This is a genomic window from Algoriphagus sp. UBA3586 (genome assembly GCF_002376385.1).
GTDB classification, from domain to species: domain Bacteria; phylum Bacteroidota; class Bacteroidia; order Cytophagales; family Cyclobacteriaceae; genus Algoriphagus; species Algoriphagus ornithinivorans.
The window spans coordinates 109,612-126,308 of sequence record NZ_DFMT01000016.1; the positions used below are offsets into that span (position 1 = coordinate 109,612).

Genomic DNA, 16,697 nt, shown 5'->3' on the forward strand with positions numbered 1-16,697 from the left:
TCATGAAAAAATTTAAAAATAAACAAACTCAAGACAAATTCTTAAAATGGATTAAAAATTATCCAGAAAGTTATCATGGTTTTGATATGGATCGATTTTATGACTTTGTTTTATCTTTAAAACTAAATGGAGAATGGATTACTGAAGATGAACTTCATTCTGCTTTCAAAGAGGAAAAGAAATGGGAAGAAGATTTTAGAAATAAAATAGTTAGTGATTATTACCACAAGCTACTCGATTTAGGAAACTTTATTGATTTCATTATAGAAAAAAACTTAATTAAGAAAAGTCTATAAAATTATTTAATGAAAGCCAACGAACTCCAAATAGTCAAATTTTTAAAATCTCCTGATGTACAATTTGTTATTCCCATCTACCAAAGGAATTACGATTGGACCATTACGGAATGTCGGGAATTGCTCAAAGATATAATCCAGGTTGCCGATGAAGGTCGGGTCTCACACTTTATCGGTAGCATCGTCTTTATCCATGACGGCGTTTACAGTACAAGCAATGAAGTAAAAGAATTGGTGATCATCGATGGGCAACAGCGATTGACTACTATCAATATATTGATTGCAGCTCTATATCGCTTTGCCAAAGAGAATCTGCCATCCCAAGAATCGGAGCGACTTTACAATATGTTTTTGGTCAATCAATATGTCCAAAAAGAAGCTTACAAGCTTAAACTGAAACAAACAGATCGAAATGCGATTGCTTTCAAAGCCATTCTACTTGGTAATGAAAAGTCAATCACTGAGTACACCAATGTCAAAGAGAATTATACCTTTTTCCGATCTGAGATTAACGCCGAAACTTTCCCAGTCATTCTAGAGGGGTTGAACCGATTGATATTTGTGGAAATTTCACTGGAAAGAGGCAAAGACGATCCACAGCGGATCTTTGAAAGCTTGAACTCTACAGGGCTAGATCTTTCTCAGTCTGATCTGATTCGAAATTTCATTTTGATGGATCTTCCTCCTGCTGATCAAGACAAAATCTTTGAAACCATTTGGAGCCCGATTGAGGAAAACGCTAAGGACCTCTCTAAAAGAACCTCTTTGGTTTCCGATTTTATTCGAGATTACCTGACGCTGCGAAACAAGAAAATTCCAAATAAGAACAAGGTTTATCAAGAATTCAAGATTCTCTTTCAGGAGAAGGATGAAGCGGGTTTTAATCAGGAATTGGAGGATATCAAGTCACTTTCTTTTCACTACAAAAAACTTGTCAATCCCACAACAGTCAAAGATAAACAGGTTCGGAAAGAACTGGAATATATCAATCGACTGGAAATCAACGTGGCCTACCCTTTCCTTCTGCAGGTATTTGAAGATTTGGAAAATGGATTAATCGAAACCTCAGATTTGGTTTCGATACTTAAACTAATACAAAGCTTTGCCTGGAGAAGATTTATTGTAGGCTTACCAACCAATTCCCTGAATAAAGTCTTTATGACTTTGTATTCTGAAATCGACACCGAAGAATATGTGGAGTCAATTGAAAAGGCGTTGATGAAAAAAGGAGGAAACTCCAAATTCCCGACCAACGAGGAAATCAGGTTAGCTTTGAAGGATAAGGATCTCTACAATATCCAACCTAAAAACCGATCCTACTTTTTTGAATTGCTGGAAAACCATAATAACAAAGAATATGTCGATACCTCGAATGAGGCAATTACCATAGAGCATATTTTTCCAAAAACGCCTACGGAAGAATGGAAAAAACAACTTTCCAGAGAACAGTTTTCTGAATTCAAAGACAAGTATTTGAATACCATTGCCAACCTTACGCTTTCCGGAAATAACGGAGCACTTAGCAACCGATCCTTTCTTGAAAAGAAAACTATGAATCAAGATGGCAACGAGCAAGGATATATCCACAGCAGACTTTGGCTAAACTCTTACCTTCAAAAAATCGAAGAATGGACGATTCCACACCTCGAGGAGCGGTTTGAAATTATTTACGATCGGTTTCTTAAAATCTGGAAGCTCCCGGAAGTTTTGGTCTTTGAGGAACAAGATGATAAGGAACTGAATATTTTTGACGCAGAAAAGCCTACTTTCAAAAAGCTGGAATATTTCATTTTTGAGAATAATAAAGTCGAGGAAGAAGCAATCGCACAGATGTACTTTTATGTTTTGCGCGCTCTTTTCAGAAAAAATTCTGAAGTAATGGTCAGTGGACAAACCATTTTGAAAATCAGCAGAAATCAATCTGATTTCAGAGAGGCGAAAGAACTGGAAAATGGTTGGTATTTCGAATCAAACATTGACAGCAATTCCAAATTCAGTATTCTTAAAAAACTGCTCTCGCTTTATGAAATGGAGGAAGAGTTGATAATAAAGTACCAAACTGGTCCAGTTAACAATGGTGAACCAAGTAAAGCCAATTTACATCGTAAGTTTTGGCAACAGCTTTTACCACTTCTCCAGGAGAAAAAGATTTTTGAAAACATAAGTTCATCAAAAGATCAATGGCTAAGCTGCGGAACTGGAATCCCTGGACTACAATACACTTTAGCAAATACACGAACTTGCTGCCGAATTGAATTAGGAATAGTAACATCGAGTAAGGATTTGAATAAATCTTATTTCAAGAAACTCTTTTCTAACAAAGAAGCTATTGAGAATGCATTTGGTAACACAATCGAATGGCAGGAGCTAGTAGATAAAAAGATGTGCAGAATAAAAGCTGAGCTAGAATGTGTTGATTTTAACAGCCAAGACGACTGGAACACTAGGAATGAATATTTTGTAGAAATACTGCCCAATTTCAAAAATGCTTTTGATCCATTTTTGAAGGAACTGAAATAAGAATGCCCCGCATGCTCCCAATCTCCTTAATCATCCTCGGCGGAATTTTATTGATTTCCGGAATTGTACTTTTGGTTAAATCAAAGTCAATAAAGAACGAGTCGCTGACTCAAGCCATTGCCGCGGTGAAAGCAGACGGTATTTTGACTCCAAAGGAAGAAAAGTTAATTCTTGAGATCGCTAAAATTGAAGGAAAAGATGGAAATGCTACTATCGCTAAGATCCGTAGAGATTTGGAAGAATCGGAAGAGGATTCTGAGACGGAATTAATTGATGTCAACCAAAAAGCAGGATTGGATTTCGAGAAGTTTGTGGTTCAGAAGTTTGACAAGAAATATTTCAAAATCCGAAATTGGGCAGGTGACAAGTTTGTGGACGGCCGATATGCTGATACCACCACTCAGCCAGATATCCAACTATCGCTGATTCTTCGTGGTCAGTCCTACCCTCTTGCTGTAGAATGCAAATGGAGATCTGAACCCAATGGTAACTTCATCCGGTTTGCCAAAGATGGACAATTGGAGCGATATAAAGCATTTGCCCAACAAGAAAACTACCCGGTTTTTATTGCTTTGGGAATAGGCGGTAAGCCATCCAGTCCAGCGGAATTGTATATTTTACCCATTCAAGAGCTGAAAAAGCCTATTCTACACAAGGCAGGATTAGGAAAGTATCGGAAAAAAATTGATTCTGATTTCTTTTTTGACCAAGAGTCAAATAATTTGAGATAGGTAAACTTTGGATTTGGAAGAGTATATAAATCAAAATAATGAACTAAAATGTAAACCTGTAGGTTGACACTATGAAGATTGTTAGTATATTTGAGCGTTCAAAGGACTGTCTTTATGCTGTAAAGTATGATGAGAGTGAGTTGGACGCATTAGAATTACTTCAAAGGTTCTGGGATGATCCAGAAGAATTACGAAAGTTTTTCAAAAAATTTCAGAAGGATTATGAAAACTATTATGGGAAAGCAAAAATCAGTTCCATCGTTGAGAAAGCAATTGAGGATGCAGACACATTATTTGAAACCTTATTCGAATTGGCTGAAGATGAATCAGGAAAACATCTGAGCGAATTTTTTAAACCTTTACACAATAAAGAAGCTGGAAAATCTTACGAACTACAACTGCTAAAAGCTTATGGAACGCTCAGTAATTCATTTTTGCGCGTTTACGCTATACGGTATGGCACATCTTATGTAATTACAGGTGGGGCAATCAAGTTGACTGATCAGATGAAGGATCGGAAGCACACGAAAGTTGAGCTGTATAAACTCAATTTGGTAAGAGATTATCTCAAAGAGAATGGTGAAGATGGGGAGTTCGTTTACTTAGACATTTAAGACAATGAGCATTACGGAAGAGAAAATAAAAAAATTAGCATCAGAAAATCCAACTTCCAATTGGAAGGAAAAAGTTGCCTTTAGAAAAGAAAACAAGGCTTGGCTCAAAAAGTCCTCAAGAATAGCTTTGCGAGTTTTGGATGCTTTGGATGAAAAGCGCTGGAACCAAACTGACTTGGCAAAAGAACTAGGGGTAACTCGACAGCAGGTAAGCAAATTGGTAAAGGGACAGAATGATTTCAAGCTTTCAACCATAACTCAGTTAGAAAAAGCATTGGGAATTCAGTTACAAGCAATCTTGGCTGATGGTGAATTTGTAATGTCAGAAGAAATGATTCAGGAAAGAGTGAATCAAGGTGTTACTGATTATCATAGAAAATGGATGATGACTCAGCAATATTTTGCATTAAAAAATCAAAAATCAGATCCTCAAACTGTGATGGCTGTTGAGTCTACCACCGAGGATGAATATGCTTTAGCAGGATGAAAGCAAAATTTTCACCATTACAATTATTGGATTTCAAGCTTTTGGAATCACATTATGAATTTATCATTCCTAAGGATGATGAGTTAGATCCCAAAGAGTTATTTGGTGCTTACCATGTCGAAATAGATTTTGATATGAGCCCAATAGATGAAAATGGAGAAGTTCAGCTGGTTACCTTGATAGAGGTTAATTTAGGAGGAGAAAGTATAGATGCTGGCTATAAGATTATGGTAGAAGGTGGCGGAACATTCAAACTCAATGAAACAGAAGAAATTGCTGAAGGCTTAAAAAACAACCTCTTGAAGTTTTCGACTTTGAATATGATGATCAATAACCTTCGTAATATCATCTATCAAATAACAAATCTCGGCCCTATGGGCGGGTATCTCCTACCTCCGATTGACATCACTAAACTGCTAAATGATAAGGCTGAAGAACAGGAGTCAGAATAAACCTTTTTTAATTAAAAATTAAATTTCTTAAAAACTGTCAAGAAATTCTTGACAGTTCAGTCAATTGGCCATCGAAATTTACCCAATTTGAAAAAGCTCAAGCAAAGAAAATATGGTAAGTGTCAAGTTTGCGGATATTCAGATTATATTTTTATCAATTAGATACACTTTCTATATCGGAAAGTAAGTCATCCACGTAAAATCACATTTACTCACCTTTTTTGGTCGTGTATTTCAAAATACAATATTTGGACTTAGTATTCTGAAATATGCTTTGTGCATTGTAAATCGATTTTTTTCGAAATAAAATTTTGATAATCCTTTTCAATATCCTAGTTTTCAATGTTTTATGTGAGTTTTTGGAAGAAGATAATTCTTCCTTTCACCCACGGTTTCTTTCATAAAACTGACAAACTCTATGAAAATTGGAATACTAGGCGGCACCTCGCTAGCCAAAACTTTAGGAAAAAAATACATTGAAGCAGGTATCAATGTTGTATTTGGAGTCCGCTCCGATTTTGAGGTTGAAGATGAGGAATGGAAGGTCCTCAATAAATTCCATCACAGAATTTGCCCTTATGAATCAGCTATTATACAGGCAGAAATCATTTTGATCTGCTCTGAAAACGGATACCTTCCAGAAATTTGGTGTGCATTAAAAAATTCAGATACTGAGGATAAAATCATCATTGATTGTACAAATGCCTCCTTTATCAAGAAACTCTCCAATTCTCATACATCTCTTTTAAAGAAAGCAGCTCCCAAGGCTCACTTATTCAAAGCCTTTAACAATCTTGGCGTGGAGTACCCTTTAAATGATGAAATGGGAATAGTCAAAGAAACCTATTACTGTGGAGATGATGTTCCGGAAAAAATCAGAGTTAAAAGACTGATAGAACTCATTGGTTTTAAAGCAATTGATGCAGGAAAAATGTCCAATGCATTTCTTTTGGAAGCCTTTTATCACCTATCCAAAGAAATCACCTGGAATAAAAATGAAAGAAATAACTACCATTTTAAACTAGTCTCCTTTTAGATGTCACCTATTTACTAAAATCTTCTATTTTCCGATTTTTCTAATATTTAAGGCAATTAGCGACACGCTTTTTGCCTTAAATTTTATAGTTTCGAATCAACATCTTTAAAAACCCAATTTTGATAAACCCCTTTGGTGGTTTTGCTTACCGAATGAAAAAATTCAACAAGAAAATCCTCGTAATCGATATAGGTGGTTCCAATGTGAAAATTCTAGCAACGGGACAGCCTGAACGTATCAAAATTCCATCTGGAGCAGAGTTTACTCCTGAACAAATGATTCCCTTAGTCAGAGAACATGCCGCAAATTGGAAATATGATGTAATAACGATAGGTTTTCCCGGAGTAGTAAAGCATAATAAAATTGTCAATGAACCTGTAAATATGGGTTCGGGTTGGGCTGGTTTTGACTTTCAAGAGGCTTTCGGCTGTCCATTGAAAATAATCAATGACGCAGCAATGCAAGCATTGGGAAGTTTCGAAGGAAAGAAACTCCTCTTCTTGGGCCTTGGAACGGGACTCGGCACGGCTATGGTTTTAAACAAAACTATCATCCCTATCGAAGGCGGCCATTTGCCTTATAAAAAGACCACTTTTGAAAGTTATATAGGCAAGCCATATCTCTTCAAGAATGGACAAAAAAGATGGGAAAAACACGTTCACAAGGCTGTTGAAATCTTCTCAGATGCCTTCCAACCAGAGGACATTGTATTGGGGGGAGGAAATTCCAAGCTTCTCAATGAAGTCCCTGAAGGTTGTCGCCTAGGAACTAACCAAAATGCCTTTAAGGGAGGCTTTAGAATCTGGGAGGAAGATTTCTTTATTTAATATTTCGAAGAGGCTGTCTCATTATTAGCTCTAGTGTCTGCCTGAGTCTTAAATATTCTTCGAACATACAAAAAAGATGATGACAGGTTCGTCCAAAATGGATTCGTTTCTCGTCCTTTCGCAAATGATATCTATTCCTTTTAGAAAAAATTTTTTTAGTTAGGGCGCGGTGGGCTGACGCAGCAGCGGGCCAGCGTCCGGCCAAGTGCGGTTGGAGCTTTGCTGCGTCTTGAATTTTTGGTTCTTTTGCTTCAAGGCAAAAGAACGATGAGAAAAAAGAAAATGCATAATAGAAGAAAAAGGATTTTAAGTTAGCTAAAGCTTACTTTCCATAACAAAGGATTAAATTCCGAAATAAGTGAAATTTCGGAATTTAATTTTAACTGTCATTGGGAGCAGAGTCGAAGACCGTATTTACCGTTGTGGCCTACATTTCGATCCCGTTCAATTGTCGGGACTCTCAATTTGACAATTTGCACTTTTGAGACAGCCTCTTCTTTATTTTTCTAATTCCTCCAGCTCCTTGGCTTTTCTTTTCTCTAATCGCTTAAAATAACCCCGCAACAGAAAGTTATGCTTCAGAGCTTCCATATTCTGGTTAAAGCTTTCAGTGCTACTTTCTATATTTTGAATTGTATTCAATAGAGATTCCCTTACCAAGGTATCATTCAACAAAGCTCCAGCAGCTCCTTTTCCTTCTTGAATTTCATTCAAAATAGTTCTTGCCTCCAAAAGTACCCTTTCGGCTTCTTCCCCGGTTTTTAATATTTGATCGATTGATTTTGAAAAATTTGCGCTTAAAACTGTATCAGTGAACACTTGATCGACTAGGCCCTCGCCTTCTTCTAATGTTCTCAGTAGCCTGTTTCCTGCTTGGGCCATCTCAGTGGCTTTTCTACCAGCTAAGCGGAATTCATCTACTGCCAAATTGATATTTTCCACCAACATTGTATCCCTCAACAGGCTCCAAATAGCCTGACTTTTATTCAATTTGTTAGTAATATCCGCAAGATTGACAAGGGTCTTTTGAAGGTAATCTCCACTCATATCAAGCTTTTTAAGCATATCTTCAGTGCCTACCTGTTCCATGGCAAAAAGTACATCTCCTTCTTCAATTGGGCCTGCTTCCCCATCTTGTGGAACAATGTGCAGAATTTTATTCCCCATCAATCCATCGGTAGAAATGATGGTAGCCGCATTTTTCTTAATGTGCTCCTGCATTTTTCTTTTAATCAAAAGGCTAACTTCTATGGTTGAATCGTTAGCCATATCGATTGATTTGACTGTGCCTACATCCATACCCTGAAACCTCACATTATTTCCAGGAACTAAGCCATTGACATTTTCCACCACTGTCAACAAGGTGATTGAAGTGCCGAAAATATTTTGGTTTTTGCCTATCATATAGAGCGCAAAAACCAAGAATAGCACTCCTGCAATGACTAGCGCGCCTAATTTGGTGTGTTCTATTTTCTTTTTTCTTTTCATAATCAGTCAAAGAATTCCTTGATCTTTGGATCTTCGGATTTCCTTAAATTTTCGTAAGTATCCTCTGCGTACCTTGTTCCCTCGATGAGCATAATTACTCGATTGGAAGTCATTTTGATACAATTCAAATCATGAGAAATGATCAGGGCCGCAGATTTATATTTTTTCTGAACACTCAGCATCAAATTACTGATTTCACGAGAAGTAATCGGGTCTAGCCCGGTTGTAGGTTCATCGTACATAATTACCTTGGGTCTGAGAATTAAAGCCCTAGCCAGAGCAATTCGCTTTCTCATTCCACCTGAAAGTTCGGCTGGCATCATATCTATGGTATGAGATAACCCAACATCTTCCAATGCCTCTTTTACAGCAGCATCAGCACCTTTTTTTCTTTCTTCTTTACTCCAATGTCTCCTTAGAGGAAATTCCAGGTTTTCCCTGATTGTCATGGAATCATACAATGCATTGCTTTGGAAAAGAAATCCTACCTCAGCCCGAAGACTGTCTAATTCATCCGAATTTAACAGCTGAATATCCTTTCCTAGCACTATCATTTCCCCTGAATCAACTTCCATGAGGCTGATGATGCACTTAATTAAAACTGACTTTCCGGAACCTGATTTTCCAAGAATTGCGAGATTTTCTCCGGCGTTGATAGCCATGTTGAAATTGCGGAGAACATGACTATCACCGAATGATTTATTGAGATCTTTTATTTGAATCACTGGTTCCATCTTGTTAACTGAATTAAGTAAGTCCCAACAAATCAGTGACTTGAACAGCAATCAAATCCAAAACAAATACAACCAAAGAAGCTACAATCACTGCAGTTGTAGCAGATTGGCCTACCCCTTCGGTTCCCTTTTTAGAATTATATCCTTTGTAACAGCCTATGATTCCAATGGCAAATCCAAAGAAAAAGGTCTTGATCAAGGATGGAATTAGATCCCCAAAACTCAAAGCTTCGAAGGCCTGATGCCAAAATAAATTCCAGCTTATATGTCCTCTAATGTTAACCCCAAGATATCCTCCACAAAGCCCAATGGCTATTCCAACACTGGAAAGAATAGGTACCATCACTGTGGAAGCAAGTACTCTGGTTACCACGAGATATTTAAAGGGATTTGTCCCGGAAACTTCCATGGCATCAATCTGCTCCGTAACTCGCATGGAACCCAGTTCAGCGCCCATTCCAGAGCCAATTTTCCCAGCGCAAATCAAGGCCGTAATGACAGGTGAAATTTCGCGAACAAGAGATACAGAGACCATGGAAGGTAAAAGAGTTTCAGCTCCAAACTCTACCAAAGTAGGCCTAGATTGAATCGTGAGCACCAAACCCATGATAAACGCGGTAATTCCAACCAGGGTCAATGTTTTATAACCAACCCAAAAACATTGGTTTATAAACTCCTCCCATTCTTGTTTGGGCTTGGTTACAGTTTGAAAAAAGCGTGCCGTGAACTGGGCAATTTCACCCACTTCCCTAAAAAATGCATTATCAATTTGCTTCAGTAGTTTCACAGTTCCCACCTTCAGTCCTTCTCCAATTTGGCGAAAATCTGACTAAGATCAATACAATGATCTCAAGTGAAAGCATGATCTTTATCATATTTGCAAATAAAACCCTAAACACGGAAGTCTCTGATTTTGAGAGTTTATTGAGCAAGAAAATCTATTGAACTCAATTCAATAACCGTCTCAGGTATTGCCCGTAGCCGCTTTTTCCCAATTTATCAGCAGCTTTTAAAAGCTCTTCTTTGCCGATAAACCCTTGTCTATAGGCAATCTCTTCAATACATCCGATTTTTAATCCCTGACGTTCTTCAATAACTTCCACAAATTGCGCAGCTTGAAGTAGAGATTGATGGGTCCCTGTATCCAACCAGGCCGTTCCCCTATTCAAGATGGCTACTTGAAGAGCTCCCATTTTGAGGTATTCATTATTGATATCAGTGATCTCCAACTCCCCTCTTGGGCTAGGTTTGATGTTTTTGGCAATTTCAACCACTTTGTTATCATAAAAGTATAGGCCAGGTACCGCAAATTTCGATTTAGGCTTTGCTGGTTTTTCTTCTATACTGATGGCTTTGTTATTTTCATCAAATTCCACCACTCCATATCTTTCCGGATCATTGACATGATAGGCAAAAACAACACCTCCATCAGGATTGGTATTTTCCTGTAAAGTTTTATGCAAGCCCGAGCCATAAAATATATTATCCCCCAGAATCAAGGCCACTTTTTCATTTCCAATAAACACCTCACCAATGATAAATGCCTGCGCTAATCCATCTGGAGAAGGCTGAACTGCATATTCAAATCGGCAACCTACCTGAGAACCATCACCCAATAATTTTTGGAAAGCCTCGGAATCATCAGGAGTGGTGATAATTAAGATTTCCCGGATACCGGCCATCATCAGAACTGACAAAGGATAGTAGATCATGGGTTTATCATAAACAGGCATCAGCTGCTTACTCACAGAGATTGTCAAAGGATAAAGTCGAGTTCCTGACCCACCGGCCAAAATAATTCCTTTCATAGCTACAAATTATTTTCAAATAGGTTGAAATCAAGCTTTTGGAAAAAGAGCACTTCAATTTGATTTTCCTCGAAACAGATTTCAGTTTATGAATTATGACAAATAAAAAACCTTCTGATCAAGAAGGATTATTGGAAATACAAACTAGATTGAGGCATAAAGCTACAATTAGCTGTTCTGATAATAAAATTATCAATGAAAATCCTGCTGATTTCTTTAGGTACTCGAGGCGATATTGAACCATTTCTCGCTTTAGCTGAGGTTTTCTCGAAAAGAAATATCGAGGTTACCTGCCTTTTTCCAGAGCAGTTCAAATCAGAGGTTCAAGAACTTGGTTATAAATTTTTAGCATTTGATCGAAGGTTTCTTGAACTAATCGAAAGCCCAACTGGCAAAGACTTAATGGGCGGTGGAAAATCTGCTTGGTCTCAGCTAAAAAACTACTTTAAGCTTGCCAAAGAATCCATCTCGCTCCAAAAAACATTATTGAATCAACAGAAAACCAGTCTAGCCCAAGTAGCTCCAGATCTGGTTTTTTTCCATCCCAAAGCACTCTATTATTATCTCATAGCGCGCTTAGATCCTAAAAAATATATCTTGGTCTCTCCTATTCCATGTATTGTTCATCCCTCAGATGAATATCCTCATATGGGTTTAGCAAAATGGAATATCCCTAAACGATTTATTAGAAAATCATACAATTGGGTTAATCAAGCCAGGTTTTTTGTCATGAAGCTCACCATGAAAAATGAGCTGAAAGAATTGGGATTATCAAAATTGACTACGGGTCAGCTTCGCGAATTTGAGCTCAAGGAGTTAAAAACATTTTATGCTTTATCTCCAACCTTATTTCCAAGACCCGATGATTGGCCAGATTCTGCTCAAATAGTTGGCTATTTCAAAAGAAATCAAAAATCCGTTTATCAAGCAGATTCAAGGTTGTTGGAATGGCTAGCAAAATACCCAAAACCAGTTTTTCTGACATTTGGCTCAATGACCAACCCTAAACCTGAATTTTTTACTCAACAATTTATAGAAGCTCTTGTCAAACTTAAAATTCCAGCAATCATCAATTGTTCATGGGGAGGTTTGACCGAGCTTACAGATACACCGGATTCCATATTTTTTGTCAACCATATTCCTTATGATTGGATCTTTCCAAAAATGTATGGGGTCATTCATCATGGTGGATCAGGTACTACCCACCAATCCGCCATCAATGCTTGTGTACAATTGATCATCCCGCACATCATGGATCAATTTTTTTGGAACAAGGTCATTCAAAGCAAAGGATTAGGGCCTTTAGGAATCTCAATTCATCAATTTTCTCAACAAAAACTGGAAGAAAGGCTCTTGGATTTCTACCAAAATCAAAATTACAAGTTGAATGCTAAGCATGTTGCTGAAAAAATGAAAAATGAGGCAAATGAGAATAATTTGATAGATTTGGCCTTTCCAAAATGACTTTTCTAAATGAAAATCCATCCCTTAATCCCGAGTATTCTCTTGGCAGTCAGTATACAATCTTGCGACTTCAGTGCTCCCATTACATTTGAGCCTTCCAGCTTGTCACAATATGAGCCTGAATATCATTTTATTCCTCCATTTGGATGGATGAATGATCCCAATGGCATGGTATATCAAAATGGTACCTATCATCTATTTTATCAATATTATCCAGATAGTACTGTTTGGGGTCCTATGCACTGGGGACATGCGACTTCAGCTGATCTGCTCTCTTGGAAGGACGAGGGAATAGCTCTCTATCCTGATAGTTTGGGATATATTTTCTCAGGTAGTGCGATGTTAGACGAATCAAACAGCTCAGGATTTGGAACTGAGTCAAACCCTCCCTTGGTAGCAATCTTTACCTACCATGATATGGAAAAAGAAAAAGCGGGGGAATTAGAGTATCAGTCTCAAGGGATTGCCTACTCTTTGGACAATGGAAAAACTTGGACTAAATACCAAGGAAATCCTGTGCTTCCTAATCAGGGAATTAAGGATTTTAGAGACCCAAAAGTTAGTAGAATTCAAGATTCAGCAGGCAATTGGAAGTGGTTGATGACTTTGGCTGTTTTGGACAGAATCCAATTTTTTGAGTCAAGTGATTTGAAATCCTGGACGCTTTTAAGTGAATTTGGTCAAAGCCTAGGAGCACATGGAGGAGTTTGGGAATGCCCGGATTTAATCCCTATGAAAACCCCCTCAGGTGAAAAAAAGTACGTGCTTTTGGTGAGTATCAATCCTGGCGGGCCACAACAGGGTTCTGCAACTCAATATTTTATCGGAGATTTCAAAAATGGAGAATTCATTCCAGATGATGAATTGATTCGTTGGCTGGATTATGGGCCTGACAATTATGCCGGGGTTACCTGGTCAAATGTCCCTTCAGAAAGAAAAGATCCTTTATTTATAGGTTGGATGAGTAATTGGCTATATGCTCAGGTCGTTCCAACAGAAAAATGGAGATCCTCTATGACTATCCCCCGAGAGTTGAATTTATTTCAGGTTGGAGACAAGCTTTTGGTTCAATCACAACCGGCAAAAGAACTAGAGTCCTTAAGGAAAAAAACTTACTCTATTTCCTCCTCGGAATCTGCCCTTCCTTCAGTAGCAACAGAGATAACAGCTGAGATCGAAAATCCTGAATCATTCAGCCTAACCTTAAGCAATGAATTAGGAGAAAAAGTAGTGATAAACCAAGAAATGGGGTTGATTAATATAGATCGCAGTAATTCAGGAAAAGTGAATTTCCATCCGGATTTTGCAAAGACTTTTTCGGCGCCAATGAGTTGGGAAGCCAAGTCAATTAGGATTTTTATAGATGCGCATTCTATTGAGCTATTTATCAATAATGGGGAAATTGCAATGACTACCTTGGTATTTCCTAACTCTCCTTGGAAAAATGTGGAAGGCATCCAAGGGTTGGAAAATGTTAAAATATATGATTTGAAAAAATAAGTTGGCTTAGCTATTGCAGATGCGATATTTATTGTTGAACATTTGCGAAGTATTCTAAGATATATGAACAAAAGGCTTGCAGCGTCTATGATTTTCCTGAGTTGGATTTTCGGGCTGTTAGCCTTTTTTCAGTTCCAACCAGTACAAGCTGAATCCTCTAATTCAAAGCAAGAGATTTATGCTTATCCCCTTTCGGATTCCAATTTCGATAACTCTTTAGCTCAATCAGTTCAAGTTGAAGTGCCTAGCTTCAAAGTTGACTGGAAGCTTTATGGAAAATTGAATGCTTCAGGAGTTTATATTCAAGTCAAATCCCTGCTTTCTTCTCCGTCCGAGAAAGGACTTCCAGAAAAAAGCAGCCCCCTATTTGACGTCAAAAAAACCTTTCTGCATTTTTTCTACACTTGGTAGTAGATTCTGAATAATCGCCCTTTTTACAAATTCAGAATTTACAAAACCAAAAAAATCATGATCGACATAGATCCAGTGACACTTATTGTGTCCGCAATTTGCATGGGTGCATTTATAGCTCCTCTTGCCTACCAAAATTTTAAAGTGAAGTCATCAGAAAGTCTTCTTCAAAAGAGCTTTCTTGAGATGGCTCAGCAAAACGGAATCCAGCCTGAAATTCAGGAAAGATGGAGAAATCATTACCAATTAGGCTTGGACCCTAAATCCAAAAAACTCATTTATCATAGATACGGCGCCTATCCAAGCCAAAGTATCATTGACTTATCTGGGATTTCAAAAGTCACCTTGGATGAAAAAAACCACATGGTTCAGGTGAAAAAGGAAAAGCGGGTTATCATCGATTACCTAGCACTTCAATTTCACTATAAGGATCCCAATCATCCAACAAAATCCTTGGAAATCTACGATGGGGAGTTGTTTTCAGACTTGGCTGGCGAAAGAGTATTAGCTGGTAACTGGAAAACCCTATTGGAAAAAACAATTCATTCATAATTCAATTCGGGAGGGGGATTCCCCTCCCTATTTTACGATTAATGGCTAAAGCAATTGATTCTTGGGGGTCCAGAACCGGACTGATACTTGCCATGGCAGGAAATGCAGTAGGTTTGGGTAATTTCCTGCGATTTCCCGTTCAGGCAGTACAAAATGGAGGCGGTGCCTTTATTATTCCTTACTTGGTTTGTTTTTTCCTGATGGGTATTCCACTCCTGTTCGTGGAATGGTCTATAGGAAGATTTGGGGGAAAATCCGGTAATCACAGTACACCCTACATCTTGGACTCCATGAGTTCCAAACCAATATGGAAGTACATTGGAGTTTTTGGAATCTTCACCAATATCGCTGTTGTAGCCTATTACACCTACATAGAATCCTGGACCTTTATGTATGTAATCCATACAGTTATTGGTTCATTTACTGATTTGACCAAAGAACAAATCAATGATTTCTTTCTGCTGTATGTCAATTTGGAAGGTTCTGATTTCGGAATTCCCCTGCTCCCACTGTGGATTTACCTTTTAGTATTGGGAATCAACGTGTATATTCTTTCAACTGGTTTGGGTGGGATTGAGAAGGTGGCTAAGATAGGAATGCCTCTTTTAATTGCATTTGGGGCTATACTAGCATTTAAAGGTTGGACCATGGGAAGTAACTATGCAAGTGATGCCTTTCCGGATGCCAATGCATGGGATGGAATCAATTTCTTGTGGACACCTCAATACGGCAGCCTTTTGGATCCAAAGGTTTGGATGGCAGCAGCTGGTCAGATATTCTTCACATTATCGGTCGGAATGGGGTCCATTCAGTGCTACGCTTCTTACCTGAAAGCAAATGAAGATATCGCTCTTAACTCGGTTACTGCTGGGTTTACCAATGAATTTGTCGAAGTAGTTTTAGGAAGTGCTATCGTAATTCCTATTGCAGCAGGTTTCTTAGGTTTGGATTGGGTTTTGGAAAATGCAGGCTTTGGCATGGCATTTCAAACTATGCCTTACTTATTTCAGCAATGGGGTGAATTATTTGGAGTTTTAGCTGGGCTTTGTTGGTTTGGCTTATTGTTCTTTGCAGGAATTACCTCTTCCCTAGCCATGGGTACACCTTGGATGGGCTTTATGCAAGATGAGTTTGGATGGAGTAAGGTAAAAGGAGCTTTATCTTTTGGAATCATGGTCATGATAATGGGAATTCCTACCGTACTATTTTATAAATATGGTTATTTCGACGAATTCGATTACTGGGCCGGAACAGTCAGTTTGGTAGTATTTGCCTTACTGGAAACCATTTTGTTTGTATGGGTCTTTGGAATGGATAAGGGATGGAAAGAACTAACCACAGGTGCGGATATCAAAATTCCGACTGTCTACAAGTTTATCATGAAGTTTATTACTCCTGCTTTACTTTTGATTGTGTTTGTAGGGGCCTTATTTACACCGGAAAACAATGATTGGTCTACCGCACTTCAAAATCTTTTTTCAGGAAATTCATGGAATCTTGATCCTAGCTCAATTATCAGTAAGCTTTCTCATGAAAACTTGGATATAGAACTACAAGCTCATCCTGAAAACCAAGCAGAAATTGAAAAAATCAAGCTATTCTCTAATACAGCGAGAATGCAGTTAGTTCTTTTATTCTTAACAATCATTGGATTTGTCTATGTTTCTCACCGTAAAAGATTAAAAAAATGAATACTGAAGCACTAATTCTAGCCATTCTGACCCAGGGAAGTATTCTTTTTGTGACAGGATTTTGCTTTTATCTGATACTAAAAAAA

General features: G+C 38.0%; 17 protein-coding genes. 13 read left to right on the forward strand and 4 right to left on the reverse strand.

Going from position 1 to position 16,697, the window contains the following annotated elements:
• Positions 1-2 precede the first annotated feature (2 nt).
• From B2906_RS05020 to B2906_RS05055, 8 genes are all read left to right on the forward strand, one after another.
• The gene (locus B2906_RS05020; RefSeq protein ID WP_219958929.1) at positions 3-296 is read left to right on the forward strand and encodes a hypothetical protein; all 294 of its coding nucleotides are present in this window, start codon (positions 3-5) and stop codon (positions 294-296) included.
• Between the two features lie 9 nt (positions 297-305).
• Complete coding sequence (locus tag B2906_RS05025) at positions 306-2,816, forward strand: DUF4268 domain-containing protein (RefSeq protein ID WP_219958930.1); 2,511 nt, start codon at positions 306-308, stop codon at positions 2,814-2,816.
• 11 nt (positions 2,817-2,827) lie between these two features.
• Positions 2,828-3,547 (forward strand): hypothetical protein, encoded by a 720-nt coding sequence (locus tag B2906_RS05030; protein WP_219958931.1) that lies wholly within the window; start codon positions 2,828-2,830, stop codon positions 3,545-3,547.
• Between the two features lie 71 nt (positions 3,548-3,618).
• On the forward strand, positions 3,619-4,161 hold the full coding sequence (locus tag B2906_RS05035) for a hypothetical protein (RefSeq protein WP_219958932.1): 543 nt from the start codon (positions 3,619-3,621) through the stop codon (positions 4,159-4,161).
• 4 nt (positions 4,162-4,165) lie between these two features.
• Complete coding sequence (locus B2906_RS05040) at positions 4,166-4,648, forward strand: helix-turn-helix domain-containing protein (RefSeq protein ID WP_219958933.1); 483 nt, start codon at positions 4,166-4,168, stop codon at positions 4,646-4,648.
• Positions 4,645-5,100: a preprotein translocase subunit SecB gene (locus B2906_RS05045; RefSeq protein ID WP_219958934.1), complete on the forward strand. Its 456-nt coding sequence runs from the start codon at positions 4,645-4,647 to the stop codon at positions 5,098-5,100. The genes B2906_RS05040 and B2906_RS05045 overlap by 4 nt, the downstream gene beginning before the upstream one ends.
• A 418-nt stretch (positions 5,101-5,518) precedes the next feature.
• Positions 5,519-6,136, forward strand: coding sequence for an NADPH-dependent F420 reductase (locus tag B2906_RS05050; RefSeq protein WP_091650619.1), 618 nt, complete (start codon positions 5,519-5,521; stop codon positions 6,134-6,136).
• 119 nt (positions 6,137-6,255) lie between these two features.
• Entirely contained in the window at positions 6,256-6,963 is a 708-nt protein-coding gene (locus tag B2906_RS05055) for an ROK family protein (protein WP_348718402.1), read from the forward strand.
• 498 nt (positions 6,964-7,461) lie between these two features.
• On the opposite strand, the gene B2906_RS05060 is transcribed toward B2906_RS05055, so the two are convergent.
• The 4 genes from B2906_RS05060 to rfbA all read right to left on the reverse strand — a co-directional run bounded on the left by B2906_RS05060 (position 7,462) and on the right by rfbA (position 10,993).
• Complete coding sequence (locus B2906_RS05060; RefSeq protein ID WP_219958936.1) at positions 7,462-8,451, reverse strand: MlaD family protein; 990 nt, start codon at positions 8,449-8,451, stop codon at positions 7,462-7,464.
• A gap of 2 nt (positions 8,452-8,453) precedes the next feature.
• Positions 8,454-9,185: an ABC transporter ATP-binding protein gene (locus B2906_RS05065; protein WP_219958937.1), complete on the reverse strand. Its 732-nt coding sequence runs from the start codon at positions 9,183-9,185 to the stop codon at positions 8,454-8,456.
• Between the two features lie 13 nt (positions 9,186-9,198).
• Positions 9,199-9,972 (reverse strand): MlaE family ABC transporter permease, encoded by a 774-nt coding sequence (locus tag B2906_RS05070; RefSeq protein WP_219958938.1) that lies wholly within the window; start codon positions 9,970-9,972, stop codon positions 9,199-9,201.
• A 160-nt stretch (positions 9,973-10,132) separates the two neighbouring features.
• Positions 10,133-10,993, reverse strand: coding sequence for a glucose-1-phosphate thymidylyltransferase RfbA (gene rfbA, locus B2906_RS05075; protein ID WP_219958939.1), 861 nt, complete (start codon positions 10,991-10,993; stop codon positions 10,133-10,135).
• Between the two features lie 195 nt (positions 10,994-11,188).
• Here rfbA and B2906_RS05080 point away from each other — a divergent pair, with 195 nt between their 5' ends.
• From B2906_RS05080 to B2906_RS05100, 5 genes are all read left to right on the forward strand, one after another.
• Positions 11,189-12,457 carry a glycosyltransferase gene (locus B2906_RS05080; protein WP_286935809.1) on the forward strand — a complete coding sequence of 423 codons (1,269 nt, stop codon included), beginning with the start codon at positions 11,189-11,191 and terminating at the stop codon, positions 12,455-12,457.
• Positions 12,458-12,466: 9 nt separating this feature from the next.
• A complete protein-coding gene (locus tag B2906_RS05085; RefSeq protein ID WP_286935810.1) occupies positions 12,467-13,957 on the forward strand; it encodes a glycoside hydrolase family 32 protein in 1,491 nt (496 codons plus the stop codon).
• 63 nt (positions 13,958-14,020) lie between these two features.
• A complete protein-coding gene (locus B2906_RS05090; RefSeq protein ID WP_286935811.1) occupies positions 14,021-14,368 on the forward strand; it encodes a hypothetical protein in 348 nt (115 codons plus the stop codon).
• Positions 14,369-14,425: 57 nt separating this feature from the next.
• Positions 14,426-14,920 (forward strand): hypothetical protein, encoded by a 495-nt coding sequence (locus B2906_RS05095; protein ID WP_219958943.1) that lies wholly within the window; start codon positions 14,426-14,428, stop codon positions 14,918-14,920.
• Between the two features lie 41 nt (positions 14,921-14,961).
• Complete coding sequence (locus B2906_RS05100; RefSeq protein WP_286935812.1) at positions 14,962-16,611, forward strand: sodium:calcium symporter; 1,650 nt, start codon at positions 14,962-14,964, stop codon at positions 16,609-16,611.
• Positions 16,612-16,697: the final 86 nt, after the last annotated feature.